24 protein-coding genes and 1 tRNA gene are annotated in these 24950 nt (G+C 52.6%); 10 read left to right on the plus strand and 15 right to left on the minus strand.

Annotation, left to right across the window (positions count from 1 at the left end):
• Positions 1-4: 4 nt before the first annotated feature.
• Positions 5-1810 (minus strand): methionine--tRNA ligase, encoded by a 1806-nt coding sequence (metG, locus tag ARCH_RS08000; RefSeq protein ID WP_013170769.1) that lies wholly within the window; start codon positions 1808-1810, stop codon positions 5-7.
• 128 nt (positions 1811-1938) lie between these two features.
• Here metG and ARCH_RS10555 point away from each other — a divergent pair, with 128 nt between their 5' ends.
• A complete protein-coding gene (locus ARCH_RS10555) occupies positions 1939-2973 on the plus strand; it encodes an isochorismatase family protein (RefSeq protein WP_013170770.1) in 1035 nt (344 codons plus the stop codon).
• A gap of 114 nt (positions 2974-3087) precedes the next feature.
• Here the strand turns inward: ARCH_RS10555 and ARCH_RS08010 are convergent, their stop codons facing one another.
• The 4 genes from ARCH_RS08010 to ARCH_RS08025 are packed head-to-tail and all read right to left on the minus strand — an operon-like array spanning position 3088 to position 6962.
• A complete protein-coding gene (locus ARCH_RS08010) occupies positions 3088-3492 on the minus strand; it encodes an iron chaperone (RefSeq protein ID WP_013170771.1) in 405 nt (134 codons plus the stop codon).
• A gap of 8 nt (positions 3493-3500) precedes the next feature.
• Positions 3501-5762: an MMPL family transporter gene (locus ARCH_RS08015; RefSeq protein WP_013170772.1), complete on the minus strand. Its 2262-nt coding sequence runs from the start codon at positions 5760-5762 to the stop codon at positions 3501-3503.
• 11 nt (positions 5763-5773) lie between these two features.
• Positions 5774-6607: a 16S rRNA (cytidine(1402)-2'-O)-methyltransferase gene (gene rsmI / locus ARCH_RS08020; RefSeq protein ID WP_013170773.1), complete on the minus strand. Its 834-nt coding sequence runs from the start codon at positions 6605-6607 to the stop codon at positions 5774-5776.
• Position 6608: 1 nt separating this feature from the next.
• On the minus strand, positions 6609-6962 hold the full coding sequence (locus ARCH_RS08025; RefSeq protein ID WP_013170774.1) for a metallopeptidase family protein: 354 nt from the start codon (positions 6960-6962) through the stop codon (positions 6609-6611).
• 144 nt (positions 6963-7106) lie between these two features.
• Between ARCH_RS08025 and ARCH_RS08030 the strand changes: the two genes are divergently transcribed.
• The 5 genes from ARCH_RS08030 (at position 7107) to ARCH_RS08050 (ending at position 10928) form a co-directional block, all read left to right on the plus strand.
• Complete coding sequence (locus ARCH_RS08030; protein ID WP_013170775.1) at positions 7107-7457, plus strand: DsrE family protein; 351 nt, start codon at positions 7107-7109, stop codon at positions 7455-7457.
• A gap of 68 nt (positions 7458-7525) precedes the next feature.
• Positions 7526-8443, plus strand: a complete 918-nt coding sequence (locus tag ARCH_RS08035) for an ABC transporter ATP-binding protein (RefSeq protein ID WP_013170776.1) — start codon at positions 7526-7528, stop codon at positions 8441-8443.
• A 1-nt stretch (position 8444) separates the two neighbouring features.
• Positions 8445-9200: a hypothetical protein gene (locus ARCH_RS08040; protein WP_013170777.1), complete on the plus strand. Its 756-nt coding sequence runs from the start codon at positions 8445-8447 to the stop codon at positions 9198-9200.
• 46 nt (positions 9201-9246) lie between these two features.
• Positions 9247-10326, plus strand: coding sequence for a sensor histidine kinase (locus ARCH_RS09450; protein WP_013170778.1), 1080 nt, complete (start codon positions 9247-9249; stop codon positions 10324-10326).
• Positions 10323-10928, plus strand: a complete 606-nt coding sequence (locus ARCH_RS08050; protein ID WP_013170779.1) for a response regulator transcription factor — start codon at positions 10323-10325, stop codon at positions 10926-10928. The genes ARCH_RS09450 and ARCH_RS08050 overlap by 4 nt, the downstream gene beginning before the upstream one ends.
• A gap of 9 nt (positions 10929-10937) precedes the next feature.
• Here ARCH_RS08050 and ARCH_RS08055 read toward each other — a convergent pair whose 3' ends face one another.
• A complete protein-coding gene (locus tag ARCH_RS08055) occupies positions 10938-12044 on the minus strand; it encodes a class I SAM-dependent methyltransferase (protein WP_013170780.1) in 1107 nt (368 codons plus the stop codon).
• A 44-nt stretch (positions 12045-12088) separates the two neighbouring features.
• On the opposite strand from ARCH_RS08055, the gene ARCH_RS09455 reads away from it, so the two are divergent.
• Entirely contained in the window at positions 12089-12466 is a 378-nt protein-coding gene (locus tag ARCH_RS09455; protein ID WP_013170781.1) for a DUF2314 domain-containing protein, read from the plus strand.
• 3 nt (positions 12467-12469) lie between these two features.
• On the opposite strand, the gene ARCH_RS08065 is transcribed toward ARCH_RS09455, so the two are convergent.
• The 3 genes from ARCH_RS08065 to ARCH_RS08075 form a co-directional block, all read right to left on the minus strand.
• The gene (locus ARCH_RS08065; RefSeq protein WP_013170782.1) at positions 12470-12934 is read right to left on the minus strand and encodes a hypothetical protein; all 465 of its coding nucleotides are present in this window, start codon (positions 12932-12934) and stop codon (positions 12470-12472) included.
• A 3-nt stretch (positions 12935-12937) separates the two neighbouring features.
• The gene (locus ARCH_RS08070; protein ID WP_013170783.1) at positions 12938-13861 is read right to left on the minus strand and encodes a hypothetical protein; all 924 of its coding nucleotides are present in this window, start codon (positions 13859-13861) and stop codon (positions 12938-12940) included.
• A 106-nt stretch (positions 13862-13967) separates the two neighbouring features.
• Positions 13968-15179: a molybdopterin molybdotransferase MoeA gene (locus ARCH_RS08075; protein ID WP_013170784.1), complete on the minus strand. Its 1212-nt coding sequence runs from the start codon at positions 15177-15179 to the stop codon at positions 13968-13970.
• A 92-nt stretch (positions 15180-15271) separates the two neighbouring features.
• Between ARCH_RS08075 and ARCH_RS08080 the strand changes: the two genes are divergently transcribed.
• The 3 genes from ARCH_RS08080 to mscL all read left to right on the plus strand — a co-directional run bounded on the left by ARCH_RS08080 (position 15272) and on the right by mscL (position 17053).
• A complete protein-coding gene (locus ARCH_RS08080; protein ID WP_013170785.1) occupies positions 15272-15889 on the plus strand; it encodes a 5-formyltetrahydrofolate cyclo-ligase in 618 nt (205 codons plus the stop codon).
• A 94-nt stretch (positions 15890-15983) separates the two neighbouring features.
• Positions 15984-16631 carry an SAF domain-containing protein gene (locus ARCH_RS08085; protein ID WP_041640439.1) on the plus strand — a complete coding sequence of 216 codons (648 nt, stop codon included), beginning with the start codon at positions 15984-15986 and terminating at the stop codon, positions 16629-16631.
• Positions 16632-16678: 47 nt separating this feature from the next.
• Entirely contained in the window at positions 16679-17053 is a 375-nt protein-coding gene (gene mscL, locus ARCH_RS08090; RefSeq protein WP_013170787.1) for a large conductance mechanosensitive channel protein MscL, read from the plus strand.
• Between the two features lie 57 nt (positions 17054-17110).
• Here the strand turns inward: mscL and ARCH_RS08095 are convergent, their stop codons facing one another.
• The 6 genes from ARCH_RS08095 to ARCH_RS08120 form a co-directional block, all read right to left on the minus strand.
• Complete coding sequence (locus ARCH_RS08095) at positions 17111-17329, minus strand: hypothetical protein (protein WP_013170788.1); 219 nt, start codon at positions 17327-17329, stop codon at positions 17111-17113.
• Positions 17322-21527: a DNA helicase gene (locus ARCH_RS08100; RefSeq protein ID WP_013170789.1), complete on the minus strand. Its 4206-nt coding sequence runs from the start codon at positions 21525-21527 to the stop codon at positions 17322-17324. The genes ARCH_RS08095 and ARCH_RS08100 overlap by 8 nt, the downstream gene beginning before the upstream one ends.
• A 35-nt stretch (positions 21528-21562) precedes the next feature.
• Positions 21563-22471: an oxygen-dependent tRNA uridine(34) hydroxylase TrhO gene (gene trhO / locus ARCH_RS08105; protein ID WP_013170790.1), complete on the minus strand. Its 909-nt coding sequence runs from the start codon at positions 22469-22471 to the stop codon at positions 21563-21565.
• A 296-nt stretch (positions 22472-22767) separates the two neighbouring features.
• Positions 22768-22840, minus strand: a tRNA-Arg gene (locus ARCH_RS08110).
• A gap of 95 nt (positions 22841-22935) precedes the next feature.
• A complete protein-coding gene (locus ARCH_RS08115) occupies positions 22936-23868 on the minus strand; it encodes a universal stress protein (RefSeq protein WP_013170791.1) in 933 nt (310 codons plus the stop codon).
• Positions 23869-24027: 159 nt separating this feature from the next.
• A complete protein-coding gene (locus tag ARCH_RS08120; protein ID WP_013170792.1) occupies positions 24028-24750 on the minus strand; it encodes a C40 family peptidase in 723 nt (240 codons plus the stop codon).
• Positions 24751-24950 lie beyond the last annotated feature (200 nt).

Genomic DNA, 24950 nt, shown 5'->3' on the forward strand with positions numbered 1-24950 from the left:
TGAACTACTCGATGATACCCAAGCGTTCGAGTTCCTCCGCGATCACGGATTCGTCGAGCTTAGCGAACACTGGCTTCGGCTTGGCGATCGGAGTACCTGGGACTACGTCACGAGGCTCCCATGCGCGAACCGAGCTGTAATCGCCCGTGATGATCGGGTACGGGTAATCGGTATCGAGATCAGTGACCTCAACCAGGTGCGGCATCGGAGCGATATCACCCGCGCCGCCAAGAACCTGATCGATTGCGTTAGACGAATGAGGCAAGAACACGCTCATCATCGTGTTCAAATCCGAAACAGCCTGAACCAGCGTGTTGAGCACGGTAGCAAGGCGTTCGCGCTGCTCTGGAGCCTTCAGCTTGAACGGTTCCGTGCGGGTAACGTACGTGTTCGCTTCACCTACCAAACGCATAATCTCGGTTAATGCTGCGCGTTGCTGGTGAGCACCAATAAGGCCACCAACCGTATCGAAACCGCCACGAACCGCATCCAACAAATCAGTATCGATCTGTTCGCTTTCACCTGGCGTTGGAATTTCGCCGAAGTTCTTCGCAATCATCGCGCCTGTACGGTTCACAAGATTGCCCCATGCAGCCACCAATTCGGAGTTGTTACGGCGCACAAATTCAGACCACGTGAAGTCCGAATCAGACGTTTCCGGGCCTGCGATCGAAATGAAGTAACGCAACGCATCAGCCTGGTAGCGGGAAAGAACGTCACGAACATAAATCACAACGTTCTTTGACGACGAGAACTTCTTACCTTCCATAGTCAAGAACTCGGACGCCACCACCTGCGTAGGCAAATTCAACGTGCCGAAATCGCGAGCTTGCCCGCCCTTCGAACCAGTCCCGTTGTATGCCAACAATTCCGCCGGCCAAATCTGGGAATGGAACACAATGTTGTCTTTACCCATGAAGTAGTAGGACAACGCTTCAGGGTTCGTCCACCATTCACGCCAATCTTCAGGCGATCCTTCACCAGCGGCCGCACGGCGGCGAGCCCATTCGATCGATGCTGATAGGTAGCCTACAACCGCATCAAACCACACATACAGGCGCTTGTTCGGCTTATCTTCCCAGCCAGGAACCGGGATACCCCACGAAATGTCACGGCTCATGGCACGTGGGCGAACGTCGTCGAGCAAATGCTTGGAGAACGAAATAACGTTCGGACGCCACTTGCCATCTTCCTCAACCTCATCCAGCCACGAACCAAGCGCGTCCGCAAGAGCCGGCAAATCAAGGAAGTAATGTTCCGTTGACGTGAAGTTCGGTGCCAAACCAGACACCTTCGATACTGGATCAATCAAATCCTGCGGATCCAACTGGTTACCACACGCATCGCACTGATCGCCGCGCGCACCAGCCGCACCACAAATCGGGCAGGTGCCCTCAATGAAACGATCGGGAAGCGTATTACCCGTTTTCGGATCAATCGCAACAAGCTGCTCTTCTACAATCATGTACCCGTTATCGCGGCACCCTTCAAACAGGTGCTGAACCACGTCAACGTGATTCTGCGTAGTAGTGCGGGTAAACAGATCGTAAGACAGGCCCAAATTCACCAAATCTTCCGCAATAATGCGGTTGTTCTTATCCGCCAACTGCTGCGGGGTAACACCCTCTTTATCAGCGGCAACCAGAATTGGCGTGCCGTGTTCATCGGTTCCAGAAACCATCAAAACATCATGCCCAGCCATACGCATGTAGCGGGAGAAAACATCAGAAGGAACACCAAAACCGGCAACGTGGCCAATATGGCGCGGACCATTGGCGTAAGGCCAAGCAACAGCAGACAAAATCTTCATATCTCTAGGTTACGCGCCGAAGCGCTCCAGACGAAACTCCATGTGCCTATCTCACGTAGAAAGCCGTATGCTTGGAGAAAGATATTCTTTTTCCGATCATTCATTCACTCACAGTTTATGGGGGAGTCATGGAAGCACAGCGCGCACTTCTTATTGTGGACGTTCAGCCAACCTTTTGCGAAGGCGGTGCACTCGGCGTTGAGGGCGGAAACGCGGTTGCCGAAAAAATCGCTGATTTCGTTACCGAACATGCAGATGATTACGCATTTATCGTCACCACCCAGGATTGGCACGTTGATCCGGGCGAACATTTTTCGTCTGATCCTGACTTCGTGGATACGTGGCCGGCACATGGTGTGGCGGGCGATCCGGATGCCGAATTGCACGAAGCGATTGCGTCCTTGCCTATCGATGATTCTGTGAAGAAGGGCGAATATTCTGCGGCTTATTCCGGTTTCGAAGGCGTGAATCGTGACGGGGAACCGTTGGAGCGTTTGTTGCGTGAACAGGAGATCGATGCCGTTGATATCGTTGGCATTGCTGAATCTCATTGCGTGAAGGATACCGCGTTGGATGCGCTGAAGGCTGGCTTCCCCACGCGCGTCTTTTCCGATTTGACTGTGCCGGTTTCCGAAGAATTGGGTATTGCAGCGCGCATGGAGATGGACAACGCGGGTGTGGAACAGATTAGTTCTGCGGAGGCGTTTGGTTTCTATGAGGATGACGACGATGACGTGGCCCGTATTGCCGACGAATGGGAAGAGGCCCGCGGCCGTAGCGATGACGGCGCCTGGGATACCGGTTCCGATGATTGGGATGACGATACGTGGAATGACGGCGACGGCGACGGTATCCCTGACGATCTTGAAGATGACGAATATGGCGCTGCCGATTACCGTGATTTCGAACTTCCGGATGCATCCAATGGCGGGCTGATCCGCGAAGCCCCAGCGTATGACGATTTTACTGATGAAGACGGTTCGGAGTTTAACGATTCAGACCGTGCTGACGCTGTGGAATCGAGGTTCGCGGGCGATGAGGATCTGTCAGATTTCGATCTGGACGATTTTGATGTGGATCTGGATGATGAAATCGATTTTTCGGCTGATGTTGACGAATCTGATTTCGATTTCTCGGATATCGATTATCGGCCGGGAAAGTAAGAGGCTAGGCAGGTAGATGCACCTGCAAAAACTGTGCGAATGTGGCATGGGTTGCACTATATGCGCAGCCCATGCCACATTCGCTATAAAACTGCAGGGGTTACCTGCCAGTGCTTATCGCCAGAAACTGGTGACGTCTGCTTTATCCGCGATATTGAAATCGATGACGTCTTTTAAGAGTTGGCATGGGATTTCTTGGTTCCACATGATTCGGAAGAGCATTTTTGATGCGCCGATTCCTTCTTCTGCAAACCGTTCCTTAAAGTGTTCCATCGTTTTAGCTTCAGGAGCCACTGAGAAATGCTTAGAAGCAAACGAGAAACCGATAATAAATGTGCCGTGATGCGTGAACATGGGCTGGTTCCATGCGATACGCACTTCTAATTCGGGATACTCCGATGCGATCCAGGTGAAGAGGTCACTAGCACTATCCCGGTGTTCCGGGTTGGGTATCTTGTTCAGAATTGGTGATAGAAATTCGGTGATGTTTTCGTCTGGTTGTTTGCGCATAACAGCCATGTGTTCTCCTAGTGCGTGTGGGAGGATTCAGGAAGTTGCCGGGCTGTCCATGGCCACCATACACGTGGCCCGATATCGTAGACGAGGCCTGGAATAAGCAGCGATCGAACAATAAACGTGTCAATAATGATTCCGAGGGAAACAATAATTGCTAGCTGGATCATGAACAGTAATGGAACAACAGCCAGTGCAGCAAATGTTGCAGCAAGAACAATACCGGCTGATGTAATCACGCCACCTGTTACTCCGATCGCGTGAGTCATTCCTTCAGTTGTTCCAACATTGAGCGATTCTTCCCGTGCACGAGACATCAAGAAGATTGTGTAATCGATACCAAGGGCAACAAGGAACACGAATGCGTAAAGTGGAACTGACGCATCTGCTCCTGGAAATTCCAATCCTCTATTGAAGAGAATCGCACAGAGCCCTAATGTTGCTCCGAACGAAATCACGTTGGCTGCCAAGATTAACAGTGGCGCTACCACGGAACGTAGCAGCAGCATCAACAGCAACGCGATAACAACAAGAACTACGGGGAAGATAATGAGGAAATCCCGGTGTGCTGTTTGTTGAGTATCAAGAGTTTGCGCAGCCGGGCCACCTACCAGCGCGTCACCGTTAAGTGGAACGAGCGCACGCCGAATCTTCTTCACAACGTCTGCTGCTTTCTTATCTTCCGCTGGCATCGTGGTGGCAACGTTAATGACCACGCGCCCGTCTTTCACTAGACGGTCACGCAGTGGCACATCCTTCACGTCGCCATCGCGCGTCTGTGCACCCCCATTCTTCGCTACGATCTGAACGGATTGCACACCCTTCACTTCTTTAATCGCAGCAACTGCTAGTGTTGCCTGATGCTCGCCAATAAGCACGGTAGTTGGCTGGCTAGAACCTGCAGAAAACTCTTCTTCCAAGATCTTAAAACCAGTAACAGCCTGGGTTGGTTTAACAAACTGTTCTACAGCAGATGTACCTGAGGCTCTAAACGCGAATGCGAACACAGAAAATACAAGAAGAACTGCAAGAGTTCCTACCCAGATCACGCGCGAATGGCCTGAAACAGCCTTGCCTACCTTGCCCCAGAATCTTCCCGTGTATCGTTCCGTTTCAGAACCATAGTGTGGAATCTTCGCAGGCCAGAACATGATCCTGGCATGTTTTCCGGGGAGCATGAGTATTCCAGGGAGCAATGTCAGTCCAGCCAACATAGAAAAGATGATGCCAAGAGAAGCAATCGGGCCAAGCGATGCGGTTGAGGATAGATCGGACAGGAGAAGAATCATCAACCCTGCGATCACCGTTCCGCCAGAGGCAACAATCGGTTCCCATGATCCCTTCAAAGCGGCAGATAGGGCGCTTATTGGTTGTTCTATTGTGGCGAGCTCTTCACGGTAACGAGCTACGAACAAGAGACAATAATCAGTAGTTGCACCCACAACCAAGATCGCCAAAATTCCCTGGGTTTGCCCGTTGAGATCGAGTACTCCGAGGAGCGCAAGCTGGTACACCACAAGAACGGCAGCGCAAAGGGCCGCCAAGGACGTTATGAGAACAGCTAGAGGTATGAGCAAGGAGCGATATACAACGATCAAAATGACGAACACAAGTGCAAGAGCCACCAGCAGCAGGGTGACATCGATACCTGCAAAAGCGCTCCCCAAATCCGCAGCAAAACCAGCAGGACCAGATACATACACGGCTAGGTCATCGAAGCCAACGGCATCTAATTCTCCACTGATATGGCTACGAAGCGCATTAACAGCCGTGCCCAACAATTTCTTGTTGCCAGAACTTAGTTCTGATATTGCATCCTTATCAAAAGTAACTGGCACCAGAATGGCAGTCATCTCTTTGTTTGGAATAAACGGTATCTTTCCTACGGAAATGTCAGAAAGTTTTATACCATTCGCAATGGCCGCATCTGGAAGTTGTTCAACAACGCCAGCGATCTTCTCTAATTCTTCCCGCTCAAATGCGCGCGAATCAGAAAATGCCATAATAACAAGCGCAGGAAGCGTTGAATCTTCCCGGAACTTAGCTGCTTCTTCACTAGCCAACGTAGATTCGGCTGACGCGGGCAAGAAGAAAGACGGATCAGATTCTGCCACGCTGGAGATCTTGCCTTGAGCCATACCCCCAAACGCAAAAGCTGCCAGCCAGAGAAGAAGAATAACAATCCGCAACGGAATGGCCTTCTTAGATTCAAGGAAGGAAGCGAAGGAATCGAAATGCCCACGGGGAGTTGATTCTCTAGTGGTCTGCTGTTCCATCTTCCGCTACCTTATTTTTCCGTGCTCTCAAGTGCCTGCTTATAAATGAGATTCTTCCGAAGTCCACTACGTTGCGCAACGTACCCAGCTGCATCTTTGAGCCGCACACCAAGAGAAACCAGTTCGCGGACATCGGCCAAAACTTCCGGTGGGCATTCATCGGAACCATGCGTTGGCGTATAGCCTTCAACGACGATCGAGATTTCTCCCTTCACATCACTTTGACCCCATTCCGCTAACTCTTCCAGCGTTCCCCGGCGAACTTCTTCAAAGGTCTTCGTTAATTCGCGTGCCACAGCGCCCAACCGATCAGACCCAAAAACAGCAGCCATATCAGCCAAGGTTTCAGCAAGCCTACGTGGGGATTCAAAGAAGATAAGCGTGCGAGGATCAGTTTTAAGCTGGCCAAACAGTTGCTGCCGCTCTCCCGATTTCCGTGGCGGGAAGCCTTCAAACGCAAATCGATCAGATGCCAACCCGGAAATAGCCAAAGCTGTAAGAACAGCCGACGGCCCAGGCACAACCGTAAGTGGCACCCCTTCTTCCACAGCTAACGCCGCCAATCGATAGCCAGGATCAGACACGGACGGCATACCAGCATCGGACACCATCACGATATTCTTCCCAGCCTGCGCAGCCGCAATCAGATCCGGCGCCTTCTGTGCTTCATTATGATCGTGATAAGCAACAACCGGCGCATGAATCTCTATCCCAAGCCGACCAACAAGATTGAGCAAACGCCGTGTATCTTCCGCCGCAATAATATCTGCAGACTCCAGAGTCTGCCGCAACCGTGGTGAGGCATCGGAGTCGTTCCCGAGGGGCGTTCCTGCCAAAATAATCATGTTATGCCCACCCTAATTCTTCTAATTCGTCATCCTCTATTCCGAAATGATGCGCGACTTCGTGGATCACTGTAATCCGGACTTCTTCTGCCAGTTCCTCCACAGAATCGCACATCTCAAGAAGGGGCTCCCTGAAAATGAACACCTGATTAGGTTCTGCAAACGGGCCAAAATCCCCATCGGTTTGCGCTAAACCTTCATACAAACCCAACGTATCTGCAGGGCCTTGATCCGGTTCCGCACGGTCTGTAACCAGGAAAACCACGTTATCTAGCCGTTCCACAAAAGCTTCAGGCAGTTCATCTAGAGCATCGGCCACGAGGCCTTCAAACTCTTCTTCACTCATCTCGATCATGCCACCATCCTACCTGCCGGCTCCCACATAGTTTCATTCACACCCCACCAATCTCTCTTAATATCGAGACAATTCCCACGAAGCGCGGTAGGGTGATAGCAAACATAACGATCGAAGTTGATCGTTTTTGTGAAAGGAGCATTCATGTCCCACCTCAAACTTGTGTTCCACGTAAACGAAAATGACCGTTGGCCGTTCACTATCCGTTCAGTCGATAACTTCCTTTTACATTCGGGAGTTGACGGTTCGAACGTCACAGTCGTTGCGAACGGTGCGGCGGTACGTTCGTTTTCTCAGCTCGACGTCGAACCCCACCGTATGTCTCGTATCCACGGCTTAGTTGATAAGGGAGTTAATTTTTTGGTGTGCAATACCGGCTTGGAATTGCACCAGATTAAGAAAGAGATGGTTCCAGATTTTTGCACGATCGTGCCTGCTGGGATCGTGGAAATCGCACGCCTGCAAGCAGAAGGTTACGGCTACGTGAAGGCATGACATCTGTCATGTAAACCTCCTGACATCCATGACTGTTGAGTTCCCTCCTACTTTGGGACTCTTGAAGCATGGATACTACTCTTTCGTTAACGAACGTCTGTAAAGATTTTCGCACCAAGGCCGGCCGGGTTATTGCAGTTGATCAGGTATCAACCACTATTCCGGCCGGTCAAATCGTCAGCCTTCTTGGCCCAAATGGCGCAGGAAAAACAACTCTCCTTGATATTATTCTTGGCTTATCGCGCCCTACATCTGGCACTGTGACGATCGGTTCTCACAGTCCAACCGAAGCCATCGCTGCTGGCCGCATATCTGCCCTGCTGCAAACCGGCGGGCTCATTAAAGATATGAGCGTGAAGGAAACACTGGCTTATATCGCAGCCACGTACACTCCTCATATTTCTACAGAACACGTGACCCACGTTGTTGAACAGACTGATCTTGGTACGCTTCTTGGGCGGAAGATTGGCAAACTTTCTGGCGGAGAACAACAGCGCGTTAAGTGTGCGCTAGCGCTTCTTTCTGATCCTCGGATTCTTATTTTGGATGAACCCACAACAGGAATGGATGTGAACGCGCGGCGTGCTTTTTGGGATACCATGCGCGTTCAAGCCCACAGTGGCCGCACCATTATTTTTGCTACTCACTATCTTGAAGAAGCAGAAAACTTTGCGGATCGTATCATTCTCATGAATCGGGGCCGGATCATTGCCGATGGCTCTACGTCGCATATTCGTTCACTTGCCGGGATGCGCCACATTACAGCCTCTATCGAACACGCAGATCCCCAGGTTATCGATGCCCTCGTTTCGTCCGAACACGCAACCATCCAAGGTTCTGAATTACGGTGTGCAACAAATTCATCCGATTCTGTTGCACTACAGCTGCTGAATGCGGGAGCAACTCACCTCACGATCACCGCTCCATCGCTTGACGATACATTCTCTTCCCTTGTGGCTGCCGATACTGATATGAAAGAAGCCTGATATGTCATTCACGTTGATCAAGATGGATACCCTGCGTTACCTTCGCGCACCAGATTCTATTTTCTTTACAATCGCACTTCCTATCATCATGTACATCCTGTTCGGCGGCACAGCAGAATATGGATCAATTCCAATCGGGCATGCCACAATTAACAGCGTTGTTCTTATCAACATGAGCGTGTACGCGGCAGCGGTCGCGGCTGTCGGATACACCGGCACTGCGGCGGTAGAACGCTTGCAAGGGTGGGGCCGCCAACTTGCTCTCACGCCACTCACTAATCGAAAAATCATCGCAAATCGCGTGATCGCATCACTTCTTATCGCCACTATCACCCTCATCGCGCTTCACGGCGTTGGCAAAATTATGAATGCTGATATGCCACTACTTCGGCTAGGAGCAACGTTTGCCCTTACATATCTGGGTGTGGCAATGTTCGCACTCTATGGAATCACGATCGCGCATGTGTTCCGTGCAGAAAACGCGGTGGGGATCGCCGCAGGCCTGCTTGTAATGTTCGCATTCGCCGGCAATCTCTTCACTCCCCTTTCAGGGGGATTCCTTACGTTCTCACGGTTCACACCCATGTGGGGCCTAGGTGAACTCGCACGCTATCCCATTACTGAAGGTGTTTTCTACGATTCCCATGGCACACTCTTTTCTACGCCACTCTGGTACGCCCTAATCAATGTTGCCGCCTGGCTTATCTTCTTTGCCATAACAGCACTGCTTAGTGTTCGCCGCGGTCAGGAACGATAAACACGCCTACCATATCCTGCCTAAGCGAATAGGTAACATAAGCCTTATGAACACTCGCCGCGATTACATTGTGGGACTCTTCATGTCCCTCATCTGGCTAGCCTTCCTAGCCTTTCCAACGTATTACATCGCTACCGGGATGTATTCAACCACGTTGAAAATTACCGGATTCATACTCACCACAATCTTTTGCATTGTGTATGCCATCGGCTGTTCATACATGGTTCGAGAACCCGATAAGAAGGAAGAACTCCGGATTTTCGCAGCAACCGCTATTCCGCTCCTTGGAATCACATTCATCATCCTGAAACTCTTCAACATCAGCGGGTTATCCTTCTTCCCTTACCTATTCGCACTAGCAGGAATGCTACTAGAGTTCCGGTACGCGATCAGCGTCGTTTTCACGCTCAGCACGATCATCGAATTGGCAGGTTGGTGGCAAAACCATTTAGCAGAAGCGCATTCATTCCTGCTTGTTTCACTCGGTGTTTTTGCCATGACCTCCGGTACCCGATATTTCGATCATGCTGAACGTGAAAAACGTGCCCTATCAGCCCGCGAAGCCGTGGCATCCGAACGCGATCGATTAGCACGGGATGTTCATGACGTGCTCGGCCACTCCCTCACTATCCTGGCTTTAAAATCCGAATTAGCCTTACGCGTCTTCGATTCAGACCCACAGCGGGCACGATCTGAACTCGAAGCCATCTCATCACTCACACGCTCTGCCATTGCAGAAGTGAGAGCAACAGTATCTGGATTACGGATGCAGCTGTTAACAGAAGAACTGGATAACTCCCTGCGCGTAATACGCGATTCTGGATTAACCGTTACCGTTGATGGCGAACCGGATGCCGTTGATCCACGCTTCCGATTTGTATTCGCATGGGTTGTACGCGAAGCAAGCACTAACATTCTGCGCCATGCACGCGCATCACACGTCACCATCGTTCTACGTTCAGGAATAGTGAGCGTAGAAGATAACGGCATTGGAATTAGTAACGTTCCAGGCAATGGCCTACTAGGATTACGTGAGCGGGTAGAAAACGCAGGCGGACAACTCCAGATAGAACCAACACACCCCGGAACCCGCATCAGCGCACTCATGGATGGAGAACACGCGTGATTCGAATATTAGTAGCCGACGATCAAGCGCTCGTACGCGGTGCCCTCACTGCACTCCTCAACCTGGAAGAAGATCTTGAAGTTGTAGCCGAAGTTGGCCGTGGAGATGCCATTATGCCTGCAATCCGCGAATTCTCTCCAGATGTAGCCGTTATAGACATCGAAATGCCAGGATGCTCAGGAATCGATGCCGCCGAAGCGATCCAGGCTGCAGACCTACCAACCCACGTACTCATCGTCACTACCTTCGGCCGGCCAGGATACGTCAATCGCGCATTAGCGGCAGGCGCTCGCGGTTTCGTGGTCAAAGATACTCCTGCACACGAACTGGCACGCGCAATTCGTACCGTTCACAATGGAGGCCGCGTGGTAGATCCTGCTCTAGCCACACAATCACTCTTTGATGGTGTTAATCCGCTTACGGACCGCGAGCGCGATATCCTCCGAATCGCTGAGGAAGGTATTCCCATCGCAGACATCGCACAACGAGTATTCCTATCGGAAGGAACAGTGCGTAACCATCTTTCATCAGCAATCAGCAAAACACACGCATCTACCCGCGCTCAAGCCGCACACATCGCACGCGAACGCGGTTGGCTCTGACCACACCCCTTACGAACGCTTACGTGCACGCAACACCGTAAAACGCGAATCGCGGGCCAGCTGTGCCACCTGTGTAAAAAGCCGCTCAACAATCGGGCGATATCGCAGATGCGAATTAAACACGATATACAAACGCCCATCCCGCATCAACAATCTACGAGACGCAATAAGCAAATCATCAACAAGCGAATCATCCACCGCGAAACCATCATGAAAAGGCGGATTCAACAGCACCGCGCCTACACTCTCATCACCCATACATTGAGCAGACGTATCCCATGACACATCAACGCGATCCTTATACTCTACTAACGTCAGTTTCGTTGACTCCACAGCATCCGCAGAAATATCCGTAGCACAGACAAAGCCTATTCCCGCTTCTAGCAGCGCCCGGCTCACAGCCCCATTCCCGCACCCGAAATCAAGAACAGTAGCAGGCTCTTCACCAGCCCAATCAGCAATTGCATGACGCGCCATCAACTGCCCACCGCGATCCGCAACAACTCCCGCAAACGTAGCACCAAACGCATAAAGGCCATCAGCATGACGCACGGCAGGTTCGGGAAGTGACTTACGCGGCTGCGTTGCAACAAGTGCCCGGAATTTTCCAGAACCACGGCTGGCACGCACGTCGTCAAACGCAGAAGCCAGTGCCTGATTCTGGCTACGATTCATGTGCTTCGTATTATGCGCGCCAACAAAACGCCCCACGCCGGCCCGCGCCGCGCACTGCGCAAGATACTCCAGATGGCTAAGCGATTTTGGCAAATGAGTAACCAAAACCCCTAACCCCGGTTCATGCCCCTTCGCGTATTCTTGCAAAAAATCATCTAGATTGATCGGGCCATCGATGCCCCTTGCCCATATTTTTTCCCGCATCTGGAGTTCTACAGCCAACGAAACTGCCCGATCAACTTCTGAACGAACGTCAGACACCACAACAACATGTTCAGCTTCATGAAGCATATATTCAGACAAAACACCTGACGGATCAACCCCAATATAGGCCGTAATTCCCGGATTATCAGGGTCACAGTATGATTCGGCTAGAATCAGACGATCTAATCTACTCGCTTGAGAGAGAATTTGTGCGCCCGGGGCTGTACGGTTATTCATAGACCTAATTATTCCATACAGGTGCACCACGTAAAGGAGCTACCGTGACCAGCATAGAAACCACGCACGAATGGGAACTTTGGGATGCTGAAGAGTTAGCAGTCCAACTTGGAGGATTCACAATTCCAACACCGGAAGAACGTGCCGCTGTTCAGCCTGGAGATATCGTTAAACTCGTTTTCGGTTTAACAGAGCCAGAAGGCGAAATTGCCGCAGAACGCATGTGGGTTATTGTTGACGGCATGGATGCCGCCGGCTACATTGGGACGCTCGATTCTGATCCTGAATACATTACCTCGATCGAAGCAGGCGATGAAGTCCGATTCGACGCCAGCCACATTATTGAAGTTTTCGATGAAGCCGCTTATGAAGCTGGCAGTGGCGGATGCGGCGGCAACTGCAACTGTAGCTGCGGAAAGTAAACTCTATTCTCCAACAACTACCCGGTACACTACCGCTGCGCACTGTGCCGGGTATTGTGTTTCTTCCGCAGATAACTCAACAACAGGAACCTTACGCGCAACAGGTTCAGCACCAGTAACATTCATGGAACTAAGTGCGTTCACATACGGGATAGAACGAGAAATCACCCGATGAAAAACACTGCACGTCCATTGAGGTTCGATCGCGATAACTGACGATACACGCGCCGGGAAACGCCGCTGAAAAGCCCGTGCCGCAATGGCACTTCTACCTGCAGAAACAAGTACAACTGGTTCATCAGACACGCTCAACGCGTCCCGGTTAATAGCCGAAAAAACCGTATCTTCATCAGCACAATTATTGAGCGCCGGCGCTGCCACAGCCCACATAGGCGGGAGATGTTCAGCTACGTCCTGCCAATCGAATGGCGATTTCCCAGGAGCATGCAAGAATACAACGGTAGTCACGTTTTAAGCCCGACGCCGTGATAGCAAGGCATCCAAGGTAGAACCGCTACCGAGCAAATCTTGGCGGAGTTCTTCGTTGCCCGTCATTTCAGGGGCAACGTGTGCTGCAGGCATGGATTCGTCACCCAAACGCTGGTTCAAACGGGTTGGCCGGAATGGAGCATCTCCGCCAGTTTCAGCCTTAGGGACAAACGGCGCAACGGTTTTCAGTGTGTAGGATGGTTTTGCTGGAATAGCAAGCGCCGCAGCGCGAGCTTCACGTTCTTCACGGCTCATCTTCCGCGGCGCAGCAGGCTCCGCAACAGGAGCATCTACTGAACGTTCAACGTCAATATCTGGAACTTCCTGCACAGCAACCTGCTTTTCCACAGGAGCAACAGGACGAGCCGGCTTCGCCACAGGAACAACTCTCCCACGCAACACCTTGTTGAGGCGTACGATACGCGCCCCATCGGCGTCGTTAGCTTGAGCCATCACATTCAACACGTAACCGAACCCGGCAACGTAAGCGCCGGTGAGCGCCGTAGCGCCGATCGCAACTATAGACGAAACGGACGCGAATGTAACTGCTCCCCAAGAAGCCAACGTAACCAGAACCAAAACGGCAGCGATCATCATGCCACGCAACTGATTCGCACGGCGATTAGCCATACGTGCCCGCACGCGTGACCGTTCGCGAGCAGCTTTACGCAACTGTTCACTAGTCATAGTCGGTTCCATGATTCGCTCCGTTAAAAAGATTTTCCCGTGGGCTTGTTGAGACGCGGTTGGCGCGAGCGAGGGTCGGGTAACAAGCCGCAAATCTTCTGCAAACCGTTCATCGATTGGAGCATCCCCAAGTACTTGGCGTGAACGCAACGCTTGAGGCACCAGATAAACAAGCAGAAAGACAGCGGCGATCGCGATACCGAAGCCTCCAAAACCCATGCTTCAACCGTAATAAATGCTAACGATAAAGCGGATATTTACCCATGGTGTGTTGCTAGAAGCACACTCCAAAATCAGACATCCGCAACTCTAGCACCATCCCGCCTTATCGGTCCAACACCTCACACACTAATTCTTCCCCCACAGCAACGCGAGTCTGACTTTCTGGAACAATCGCCAAGCAGTTTGCGGCAGACAAAGCGGTGAGCAAAGGCCGGCGCGGATCGCCAGTTGGCTCCAGCTGATACCCGTCCCGCGGGTTCCCCAACACGCGCGCCCGAACAAACTCACGCTGCCCCGCCGGCGATTCCCAACCACGCACCACACGCGCCTTAATCGACTGCCGGTGGATATGCGAATGCCCTGCCATTTTCCGAAGTGACGGCCGGATGAACACTTCAAAGTTAGTCAATACCGAAACCGGGTTGCCCGGCAAACAGTACACAACCGTAGAACCGATCCGCCCCACGCCAAGCTGGCGCCCAGGAGACATGGCGATGTTATCGAACCGCACGTCTCCCAACTGGTGCATGACGTCTTTCACCGTATCGCCACCGCCGTAGGAAAGCCCGCCGGTAGTAATGATGATATCGGCACGAACAAGCTGATCTTCGATCACGTCTCGCAATTCGCGGGCATCATCAGGAACGGCACCCACGCGGAACACATCACCGCCGGCGTCAGTTACAGCAGAAGCCAACGCGTGTGAATTCGCATCGAACACCCTACCGCGCCGAGCATTCGTGCCAGGCTCCTGCAATTCATCACCAACGGACATGATCACAACGCGCGGGCGCGGGTGCACCATCACGCGCGAGTGCCCGGCAGATGCCAATATCGCCACTTGGCGGGAGCCAATTCGGACTCCAGCTTCTAGCACAATCGATCCTGCGCTCAGATCTTCGGCGCGCATCCGCACGTTCGCACCGGGTTCACACGTGGCGCGAATCTGAACTTCTGCTCTCCCTTGATCGGTGGCTTCGATGGGAACAACACAATCGGCACCGTGTGGCATGGGTGCGCCGGATGAGATTTTCATGCAGGCAACTTCCACGATGCTTTGCGCGTCTGTTGAATCGGCGCGGATTTCGGTGATAACGGGCAACGTTACGGGAGCATCCACGCTTGCTCCCAGAATGTCTGCGGCACGCACGGCGTAGCCATCGCGCCCGGCCAGATCGGCCGCTGGCAGATCAACAAGCGAACGCACGTTGTCTGCCAGGATCGTGCCCACGGAATCGTGGAGCGTGACGGTAAAGGCTGGTAGAGGCGATGAGACCGCTAGGCAATCGGCTAGGTGATCTGCAACAGACTTCATTGTTGTCCCTTCAGGTTGAGGCTAGTTTCTAGTTTATCCGCTTCGCGCTTAAGGGTGAGGGCTGTTGGGGATTTTCGTGGAAGAATGGGGGTATGAACTCGGTGTTGAGACTTCCTGATACGTCACAGATGGATATTGAAGAAGCAAAGCAAACTATTCGCGCGGCTATTCGTGAGAGGCGTGCGGCTAGGGCGCATGCGTTTTCTGATGAGTGGGTTGCGCCGGCGCTTGATTTTACGCAGGGGTGCGATACGGTTGCGTGTTATGTTTCGTTACCTACTGAGCCTCCTACTGCGGCGGTTTTGGATGCGTTGGAGGCTGCGGGGAAGAAGATTTTGTTGCCGAAGCTTGGGCCGGGTTTGACTCGCGCGTGGGGTTTTTATCAGGGCCGGGATGATTTGGAGCAGTTGGCCCCTGGGCGTCCGCCGGAGCCGTCTGGGGAGGCGTTGGGGAACGATATTTTGGGTTCTGTTGACGCGATGATTATTCCTGGTTTGGCGTTGTCTTATAAGGGGCAGCGGATGGGCCAGGGTGGCGGTTGGTATGATCGTGCGTTGAAGGTTCCTGGTTTGACGTCGCGTATTGCTCAGATGGTTTTCCCGTGGGAGTTTGTGGATTCTGAGTTGCCGCAGGACGAGTTGGATGTGTTGGTTCCGTTTGGTTTGTTGCCTACGGGTTGGGTTGAGACGTCCGTTGCGGGAGCATTGTGACCTTCTAGTTCTCCACATTTTTCTTTCAGGTGCGTTTTCCACAGATTTTTTGGGACGACGACGCGGCTGCCCTCATTATTGGCACACTAGAAGTATGACTCTCTCAAAACATCAACGTATTCGTGCTTTCATGTGGCGGTGGCGATGGATTGGGTTCGCAGCGCTTGTTGCGGTTTTTGCGCAAAGTCTTGTGAGCGCACTCGATTCGTCTGCACCGGCACGCTATCGCGCAGTAGTGGCGGCTACTGATCTTCCAGCCGGGCATCAACTCTCTGATTCTGATCTGTCTGTACTCCCACTACCCACTCAGCTTCCCGGCTCCACTGTGAACGTCACCGATGTGAGTGGACATCACTTGCTTGTGTCTGTTCCAAAAGGTGCTCTGATTAGCACTCATCATGTTCTTTCACCACAAACGCTAGAGCAAGCATCTCCTGGATACGTGATTGCGCCAGTTCTTCTTGCGGATACTGGCGGCCTATCCCTCATTCATACGGGCAGTTATGTTGATCTTTTCAAACCGGGAAAAGAATCGTTGGATGGATCGTCATCTGAAGCAGAGCTCATTGCTCACCATATTCGCGTAGCGGGTGTTGCGAAGACTGCCGGCGAAAAGAATTTTTTACGTGAAACTCCTGACACAGCTCGGTTCTTTTTAGAAATACCAGATTCAACTATTAAGCTGATACTAGGAACCGAGGCACGAACGCCACTGATTGCTGTGCTTTCGGGCGGCGCCTAAGCTTCCAATCCTCCGATTGTCCGCATCAAAATAGAAAAAGGATAGCCATGCTCAAGGGATTCAAAGATTTTATTAACAAAGGGAACGTCATTGATCTCGCTGTCGCAGTTGTGATTGGTGCAGCTTTCGCTCCAGTTATTTCTTCATTGACAGAAAAAGTCCTCATGCCGCTCATTTCGGCAATCTTCGGCCAGCCAAACTTCGATACGTTGGGCGAATTCCACATCGGCACCACCGCAATCCAGCCAGGTTTCTTCCTCACCGCAGTAGTTAACTTCCTGATCGTTGCAGCAGCCATCTACTTCTTTGTTGTTACCCCAATGAACAAGCTGAAGAAAAAGAAGGAAGAGCCAGCTCCAGAAGCTCCAGCAGCAGATGTTGTTCTACTAACCGAAATCCGCGATCTGCTCGCACGCCGCTGATACGCGCTTTTGCAAGCCTATATGGCCGGGAATGGACATCCATTCCCGGCCATTGCTCTACAATTTGCCGAAATGAGGAGGAACGTTCTCGATTAACTCTTTTTCGTGTGGATCGTATGCCTGCGCTGGTGTGTGGAATCCTGTAGGTTTGGACAGCACCGGCCCTGCATCCGTATTGTGAAGCGCTTCTTCAGGCGTAGCAATATCGCCGCGTTCTAGCCGCCCAGCATCAAGGCGCGATAATCGAACAACTCGCCGCCCACGTTTCTCAGTCATTGTGAGCAACTCCTACACGGCGAACAATGTTTGCCAGCACTCGATCGATCTGGCTACCACGGCGCAACGCCAATTCACTGCGCAGCTCTTCCACGTATTCATCTATAGACCGCACAACCCCATCAGAGGCAATCCATTCCACCAGTTCTTCCAGCTCATTATCTGTATAACCAGCAAGCTGAAGGCCAGGAATCACCATCGGACGCTTCGTACGCTCCCGCTTCAGTGGCGCTTCAGGTTCCGGATGGGACTCTTCGATTTCCTCCGGTTCTCCCCATTCATCCACATGAGGAACAACAATATCCTTCTTCTCTAGCAGGCGTTCACGAACCGCATCCACGCACGCCATCACACGCTGCGCCTGCCCCTGTGGATCAACGAAAAGCGATGTTGAGAAAGTCTGATACACAGACCATCCATGCTGTTCGAGAACCTGAATCCGGTACCGATCCCGGCGACGCAGCGAACATTGCGCCGAATAAACATCATCGTCAAAAAGAACAGCAACAACCCATTCGCCAGGAATATCTGGATGCCCAACAACAAGCGGAATATGCCATTCGCCATCACCAACATTGGCACGAGTCGAATATCCCGCAGCTTCAATCCGGCGCGCCAAATCGGCCAACAACGGCACCACTTCCCCGCCAGATTCCGGAATCTTCTGTTCCACATCACCATCGGCTTCAAGCAACAGTTCTGCAAGAAGCCGAGGCCCCGGAGTAGAAACACGATTAAACGAAATCTCACCAGGAGCAATAGATGACACGATGGTCATAGAACCACGCGCAGCCTCAATCGCATCAATCAAGCCAGTCAAGCCAGCCGGCGTAGCCAAACTACCAAACGAATGAAGAACACGCCCATGAACAGTCTTGCCATAACCCACCGACAAAATCACATGATCACGGCGAACTCCAGCAGCAGACAGCATATCCAGAACCACAAAAGGTTCACCTTGATGCCCCTCATACAACACTGAAAGTTCACTAGAGTCCGTACCAATATGCCGCAATGCTTCACGAACACGATGAGCATGAGTAGCAGACACAGTAATCACAGCCAACGATTCATGTGGCCGCTCCATCGCATGCTCCAACACAGCCTCAACAACCGCGTCCACTTCAACCTTCGGAGATTCAATAGCTCCATCAGCAGACGAACTTGGAACACCACGCCCATCAACAACCACAACCCGGGAATGCTTATGAGACACGGTGGCTGGGATTCGCGGCAGAACGTCGTCGTACCCATGCGAACGCAACGCACGCAACGAAAGATCGTCAAGTTCCGCACGATGAGTAGGCAACTCACACACTGGAAGAATCGTACTAAACGCCTTCAACACGCCATTCTCACGCTCAACCAAACGCGCCCTACGCACGTCCCCCACCAAAACAATCTGGCGCCCACGAACCAACGACGAAACAACTGACGCAACCGACGCCCCATCCGAAACGTCCATCACCACCACATCAACCCAAGGCATCGGCGGAATAAACTCAGCCGCAATCGTTGCAGGAACAATCCACACCGGCCGCGCAACCTGAACAAGGCGCTGATACGTAGCAATCACATCACGCAACACCGAAACCCCATGACGCGAAAGTAAACTATCCAACTTCAACGTGTCATTCTTGCGCTCAATCATCAACGCGCGCGCATTGTTTACCACAGCCAACTTCACCGGGCCCGCCAGCGAATCACAATGCTCCACATCCAGCTCGCGGAACTGAACCAACAAACGCTCCAAATCCCGCGGGCCAAGATTCGCAAGGAGCTGCGAACCAACAATCAACTGTTCAAACACAGACGACGCATACGCCAAATCAAACTCAGCCAAAACATGATCAGCACTCACGTTCCGCCGATGCATATCCGCAACAAACGCACCCAAACCGCGCTCACGCAAATCCTTCAACGCAACGTTACGCTCCGGCAAAATCGCCATATGCGCGGCATCTGCCGCCAACGCGGCCAACCGCGCCTGGAACTCCCCAAACGAGAGCGCGAAGAAATCTTCGCCACCCATCTGCTCAGACAAAAACTCAACATCCGCCACAACTTCAGCGTGAGTCGAACGCATCTGCGCCAAACCATCAGGCAACTGCGGCCACCCACCCTCAGCCGTGTAACGACGCCACGTATCCCGCCGCGACTGAACAAGCGCCAGCTCAGCATGTAAATCCCGCACAATCGCGCCCGGCCGAATCAAATCCTGCGCCTGTTTCTTATACCGCCGCCGATCCGAACCACGCATCGTGTGGCCATTCTTATCACGCCATTCACGCGTGGCCGTAGCGATCACCATGTTCATCGCCGACGTTTCAAACACTTGCGGCAAGAAAATATCGAGCGATTCAGAAATACCATCCAGAACATCGATCTGTTCGCCCCACTCGGCAAGCGTATTCGCCTGCACCAAGCCGGTTTCGCCCGCCGCCCGCGACGATTGATTCACCGTGGCCGGAAGCGAAATATCATGCAAGCGGCGCACCGCATCAAGCGCCTGATTTCCCAGCGCAGGATCGTCAATACGTGTAGCCGTCCACGCCGAATTCGCCACGGTTGAATCGAACGCGTGGTGTTCGCCCGCCTTCTCCAGCTGCTTCTTTACCTTTTCCAGCTGATCGCCCGCAAACGATTCCAACGTCTGTTCATCGAAGCGAACCTTCGTAAGAGGCGCTTGATTTCCGCCTGTGGCCGCCGCAAGTTTTTGGAGCAAATCGTACACGGACACGCCCCACTTGGGGTTCACATCGTGAAGTTCGCTCATGAACGTTTCCAGTGTAGAGCGCACCTGCATCAATTCGTTGCGGCGCTCCAACGTTTCTTCCGTTGGGAGCTCTGGGCGGTCGATTCGCATGCCTGTGCGAATCCGCATCGGAATCGATTCCACATCCGAAAAATCGGCTACCAGATCGCCCAAGCCGCGCTTTTCTAGCTCCGTAACCAGTTCGTTGGCACTTGAAGAACGCGACGGCACCACCATCATAGATCGGCCCGACGCCACAGTATCTGCCGCGATCGCCGCCATCACCGATGCTCGCTTGGATCCCGGTGGGCAATCAACCACGATCGACTTCCCAGCCGCCACGGCTTCAACCGCGTCAAGTTCGGCTACATCCTGATCCCCGATTCCACGTTCAGCTTCCGGATCGCGATCCTTCGGGTTTCCGGCAGGCAGCGGGGCCGCCAGGAAATCGCGAGATTCCAGATCGCCCGCCAGTGCCAGCATCACTCCCGACGCCCGAATATACGGTTCCATCGATTCCAGATCCGTGAGCATCGTGCGCTCCGGCTGGAAGAAGGATCCCAAAATAACCTTTGGTTCCACGCCGAAACCAGGAAGATAAATCCTGCCCAGCTCCGTGATCCGAGTGATGAGCACATCCGCCGAACCGCCTTCAGTGGCCAGTTGGCGCAGGGCCGCCAGTTCTTCAGGAGCTGCCCCGTGATTCCGCAGTGCCCGGATCACTACCGGGTTAATCTCCACCGAATCAACCAGTTGAACAAGCGCATCTTTATCCGAATGAAAGAACAGCCGGACCGGCCGGAAAAGTGCCGGTTCTTTCACCACGTAGGCTTCTTTGATAGGTTCTGAGTGTGCGTACGGGTTTTCGTCGATCGTTTCGTTGTCAGACGCGTACGATTCAAGTAGCGCTTCTGGCGAAATATGGAGTTCCCCGGTGGTTGCATATTCGGCCGCATGGAAATCTGCATGTTCGGGGTCTGGAAGTTCAGTCCAAGATAGCGCGCCAACGGATACGCTTGCCGGCGCGTGGCCGTATTTTTGCGCAGTTACGTCAAGATCGTTTCTGAGCCGAGTCAGTTGCGTCCGTGCTTGGGCGAGCGAACGCTCTTCCCTAATCAGCGATGACAACCGTGTTGCCTGATACGCATAAAATTGAACCGAGCCTGTGGGATGAATTTGTGTCAGATCGATACGGCCAGGGGCCCGTTCTTCATCCCGTTTATCAGCTTCCATGACGCGGCTGGCAAGCTCCGTATGCCACGAATCGTAGGCATCTTGGATCAACCCTTCGCGCGTTTTCACCATTTCGGAGGTACGTTTGGGTGCGGTCACGTCCGGTTCTTCAGGTTCTGGAGCAGGTTGAGGTTCGGCCACGGGTTCGGCCACGTCCTCTGCCGGCTCAACTGGTGCAACATCCTTATTGCGTTTAAAGAAAAAACTCACGTTCCCCCACCTCGACGTTTCGTGTACCCTTACACTCAGTGTGTAAGCGCAACCTCATGCTTCTCACAGTAAACAGGCTTCGTACCGCATTCGTCACAAGTAACAAGGCGTGCCCGGCACGATGGTTCATCACAGTTGTGAAGCTTGCCTGTTGGTTCTTCACACGAATGGCACCGGCCAATCACATCCACGTCCCCACCGGTAAAGTCCATGACTTCACGGTTATCAAAAACAGTGAGCGAACCCTTCCAACGCCCAGTGTTACCAAACATTTCACCGTAACGCACAATACCGCCGTCGAGTTGCATAACCTTATCGAAACCGCGGTTCTTCATCAACGCAGTCAACACCTCACAACGGATACCGCCCGTGCAGTAAGCCAAAATCGGCTTATCTTTCAAATCATCATACGCACCCGATTCTAGAATCGAAATGAAATCGTGGGTGGTATTCGTTGGCGGAACAATCGCGCCATCGAAACGGCCAACTTCCGCCTCAATCGCGTTACGGCCATCGAAGAACACCAAATCCGGATTCTCCGCAATAACCTTCTCAACATCCTCCGGGCGTACATGCGTACCGCCGCCAATCACACCCTGCGCATTCACTTCCAGTTCATCCGGCGCACCAAACGCCACAATTTCCTTACGAACCTTCACAGACAGGCGCGGGAAATCCTTCGAATTACCCTGCTCATCAAGCCCAAAGCCTTCAGAAATCTTCCACTCAATATCTTCAAACCCTGGATACTGCTTCATCCGCTTCACGTAGGCCTTGCACGAATCGATACTGCCACCAACCGTAGCGTTAATACCATGCTTCGAAATCAAAATACGCCCACGTAGCTTCAACCGTTCACACAAATCCCACTGCCACAGCTTCATTGCCACCGGATCGCTAATGGGCGTGAATTTGTAGAACAAGAGAACGCGCGAAAGGGCCATGATTTCCTCCATCATACTGCAGCTGGGTGTGTGCGCATGGCAAAAGCCGTGCGAAACATACACGTACGCCTATTCTATGCCACTTTTGGGCGGGAATTCATACCGACTTCCGCGCCAGATGCTAGGGTTGGGCGGATGCACGTGCAAAATGTAGAGAATCTTGTTGCATAGGCGCGGACCATCATAGCTATAAGATGCTGTTTTGGCGGCAGGCCGCACAGCAGTGCCGTATATGGCACTGCTGCACTGCCAGCCGCCGATCGAGCGCCGCATCCAGCGCTAAAGGCAACAAAAAGTGCCCCCGATAGGAATCGAACCTACGACACCGGCTTTAGGAGAGCCGTGCTCTATCCACTGAGCTACGAGGGCATTAGCTTGGAAAACTCCAAGCATGACAAGTCTAACGTATCTGGCACAAAACAATGAACCGCGGCTCTCCCCGCGGCTCATTGTTTTCGTCTCATTTATTCATCAACAACTTGTTTTGGTTCTGGGCCAACGTCATCACCTGGCCGCACACGCCGCGGCACAACCATGGTTGGACATTCGGTAATCGCAAGCACGCTTTGCGAGGTAGAGCCGAGCAGCAGCCCCGCAAATCCTCCACGCCCGCGCGTACCGATCACGAGCAGGTCCACTTCCTTCGAAAATTCCACGAGCACTTGTGCCGGGTTTCCTTCAATTGCGTGGATGTCTACGTCAATCTCACGCCCTTCATCAACCTCCGCGAGTTGCACACGCACCGAATCCGCAACTTCTTCCAAGAAATCATCCCGGAACGTATCAGCAGGAATCCACGTTGCAGCGGCCGTATTCACGGTTGCCACGATGGAGAGTTTCGCACCCCACCTGTCCGCTTCCCACACGGCGCGTTGGAGCGCGGTTTTCGCATGCGCGGAACCATCTACGCCCACAACGATGTGCTTCACAGGGAGATCATCGGCGGATTTTCCAGCAGGGACAACCACGGTTGGGCAACACGCGTTAGACGGTACTGCTGAAGAAACCGTGCGAAGGAGCCTATCTGCGAGAGAGTTAGAGCTAGCTTCGCGTCCACCAACAACTACAAGAGCTACGCGTTTAGACATCTCTACAAGCACTTCGGTTGGATCGCCGAATTCGAGAGACCACGTTACGTCAACGCCTTGCCCATCAAGCGAATCGGCGGCGGCTCGGATCATATCTTCGGCGGCTTTGTAGAGGAATCCGCTATCGCCTACAGGGATTGACGCTCCACTTGTTGGCAGAAATTCTGGGGCGTAACTTGGGAGTTCATACGCACAGACTAGATGTAAGCGTGCTCCGCGGGCTTTGGCTTGTGCATGCGCCCATGTGAGGGCGCTTTGAGCAGCTGGGGAACCGTCGATTCCAACAACAACGATGTTCTCGTGTGACATGGCAACCTCCTTTGGTTAATCTCATTATTGCACGTTTTCGATCATTGTGGCAGGTGTCACTTACCTACATCGAGTAACAGAATGCTGGAGCTTGAGATGCACATAACCTAATGGCACGCCATCATTGCGATGGCGTGCCATTAGGTTAACGTTTTAAGTTCAGCGGCCGATACGGACGAATGTTGGATTGCCGTAAAGTGTTGCTTCAGATGTTCCCTGTGCTGGAGTGTGAGCAGCAACATACATGCCATTTCCGGTGTAAATACCCACGTGGCCTGGCCAGTAGACGATATCACCTGGCTGCGCTTGAGCTGCCGAAACAACTGTTCCCCTTCTGAGCTGAGCTTCAGAGCTGTGGGGAAGTGAAATACCAACCTGAGCGTAAACCCATGAGGTAAAGCCGGAGCAATCCCAACCAGATGGGGTACTTCCACCCCACACGTACGGCACGCCAGAGTATGCGCGAGCAATGGAGGCAATATCACCGGATGCGATTGCTGGAGCAGCAGATGCGGCAGCAACCGTAGATGAGCCGCCTGCGCGTGGCGCAACTTCTCGAACGGCTTCAGAGGCTTCAACAACTGGACTATCGAGCGATGCATCAACAGCGAGGTTCTGGAGCTCCCAGCCTTCTGCGTCAGATCCTCCAAGAACTACGCTTTGAGCTTCCTGTTCTTTAGCGACTTTTGCCGTACCTTTGTTGAGTGAAACCGAAGCGTTTGCAGTGCCTTCAGGGGCGACTTTTCCTTCGGCTTGTGGAGCTGCCATAGCAACTGGGATGCCAGCGCCTGCAAGAACTCCAAGCGCACTTGCGATAGCCAAACCGCGTACAGCATTAGAACTCTTTACATCGACTGGCAGAGTGATCGAGTGACGTCCCATTACTTATAATCTCCATTTATGTCTTGCTGAAGGCAACTATTTACTAGTACACCTCTAGGCACAAGAAAGAGATTACAACGTTTATAACGATTGAGCAACAATTTGACACACATCTATAACACTCACTTCATTTCCCCACTTACACACGGCCACTTTCCGTTGCTACAGCAACGCTTCTCAAGAATCGTGATCCGAGTTAC

Origin of the sequence: Arcanobacterium haemolyticum DSM 20595 (assembly GCF_000092365.1) — a bacterium.
In the GTDB taxonomy this organism is placed as follows: domain Bacteria; phylum Actinomycetota; class Actinomycetes; order Actinomycetales; family Actinomycetaceae; genus Arcanobacterium; species Arcanobacterium haemolyticum.

What these genes read in the sequence shown, in the direction of transcription:
- ARCH_RS08025 (WP_013170774.1), bottom strand. Translation starts at nt 6,962, where the DNA reads ATGATCGAGATGAGTGAAGAAGAGTTTGAAGGCCTCGTGGCCGATGCT.
- ARCH_RS08010 (WP_013170771.1), bottom strand. Translation starts at nt 3,492, where the DNA reads ATGGCTGTTATGCGCAAACAACCAGACGAAAACATCACCGAATTTCTA.
- ARCH_RS08095 (WP_013170788.1), bottom strand. Translation starts at nt 17,329, where the DNA reads ATGACTGAGAAACGTGGGCGGCGAGTTGTTCGATTATCGCGCCTTGAT.
- ARCH_RS08120 (WP_013170792.1), bottom strand. Translation starts at nt 24,750, where the DNA reads ATGGGACGTCACTCGATCACTCTGCCAGTCGATGTAAAGAGTTCTAAT.
- ARCH_RS08030 (WP_013170775.1), top strand. Translation starts at nt 7,107, where the DNA reads ATGTCCCACCTCAAACTTGTGTTCCACGTAAACGAAAATGACCGTTGG.
- ARCH_RS08070 (WP_013170783.1), bottom strand. Translation starts at nt 13,861, where the DNA reads ATGGGTTTTGGAGGCTTCGGTATCGCGATCGCCGCTGTCTTTCTGCTT.
- ARCH_RS08035 (WP_013170776.1), top strand. Translation starts at nt 7,526, where the DNA reads ATGGATACTACTCTTTCGTTAACGAACGTCTGTAAAGATTTTCGCACC.
- ARCH_RS08080 (WP_013170785.1), top strand. Translation starts at nt 15,272, where the DNA reads ATGAACTCGGTGTTGAGACTTCCTGATACGTCACAGATGGATATTGAA.
- trhO (WP_013170790.1), bottom strand. Translation starts at nt 22,471, where the DNA reads ATGGCCCTTTCGCGCGTTCTCTTGTTCTACAAATTCACGCCCATTAGC.
- ARCH_RS08055 (WP_013170780.1), bottom strand. Translation starts at nt 12,044, where the DNA reads ATGAATAACCGTACAGCCCCGGGCGCACAAATTCTCTCTCAAGCGAGT.
- ARCH_RS10555 (WP_013170770.1), top strand. Translation starts at nt 1,939, where the DNA reads ATGGAAGCACAGCGCGCACTTCTTATTGTGGACGTTCAGCCAACCTTT.
- ARCH_RS09450 (WP_013170778.1), top strand. Translation starts at nt 9,247, where the DNA reads ATGAACACTCGCCGCGATTACATTGTGGGACTCTTCATGTCCCTCATC.
- ARCH_RS08085 (WP_041640439.1), top strand. Translation starts at nt 15,984, where the DNA reads ATGACTCTCTCAAAACATCAACGTATTCGTGCTTTCATGTGGCGGTGG.
- ARCH_RS08115 (WP_013170791.1), bottom strand. Translation starts at nt 23,868, where the DNA reads ATGTCACACGAGAACATCGTTGTTGTTGGAATCGACGGTTCCCCAGCT.
- metG (WP_013170769.1), bottom strand. Translation starts at nt 1,810, where the DNA reads ATGAAGATTTTGTCTGCTGTTGCTTGGCCTTACGCCAATGGTCCGCGC.
- ARCH_RS08015 (WP_013170772.1), bottom strand. Translation starts at nt 5,762, where the DNA reads ATGGAACAGCAGACCACTAGAGAATCAACTCCCCGTGGGCATTTCGAT.
- ARCH_RS08075 (WP_013170784.1), bottom strand. Translation starts at nt 15,179, where the DNA reads ATGAAGTCTGTTGCAGATCACCTAGCCGATTGCCTAGCGGTCTCATCG.
- mscL (WP_013170787.1), top strand. Translation starts at nt 16,679, where the DNA reads ATGCTCAAGGGATTCAAAGATTTTATTAACAAAGGGAACGTCATTGAT.
- rsmI (WP_013170773.1), bottom strand. Translation starts at nt 6,607, where the DNA reads ATGATTATTTTGGCAGGAACGCCCCTCGGGAACGACTCCGATGCCTCA.
- ARCH_RS08040 (WP_013170777.1), top strand. Translation starts at nt 8,445, where the DNA reads ATGTCATTCACGTTGATCAAGATGGATACCCTGCGTTACCTTCGCGCA.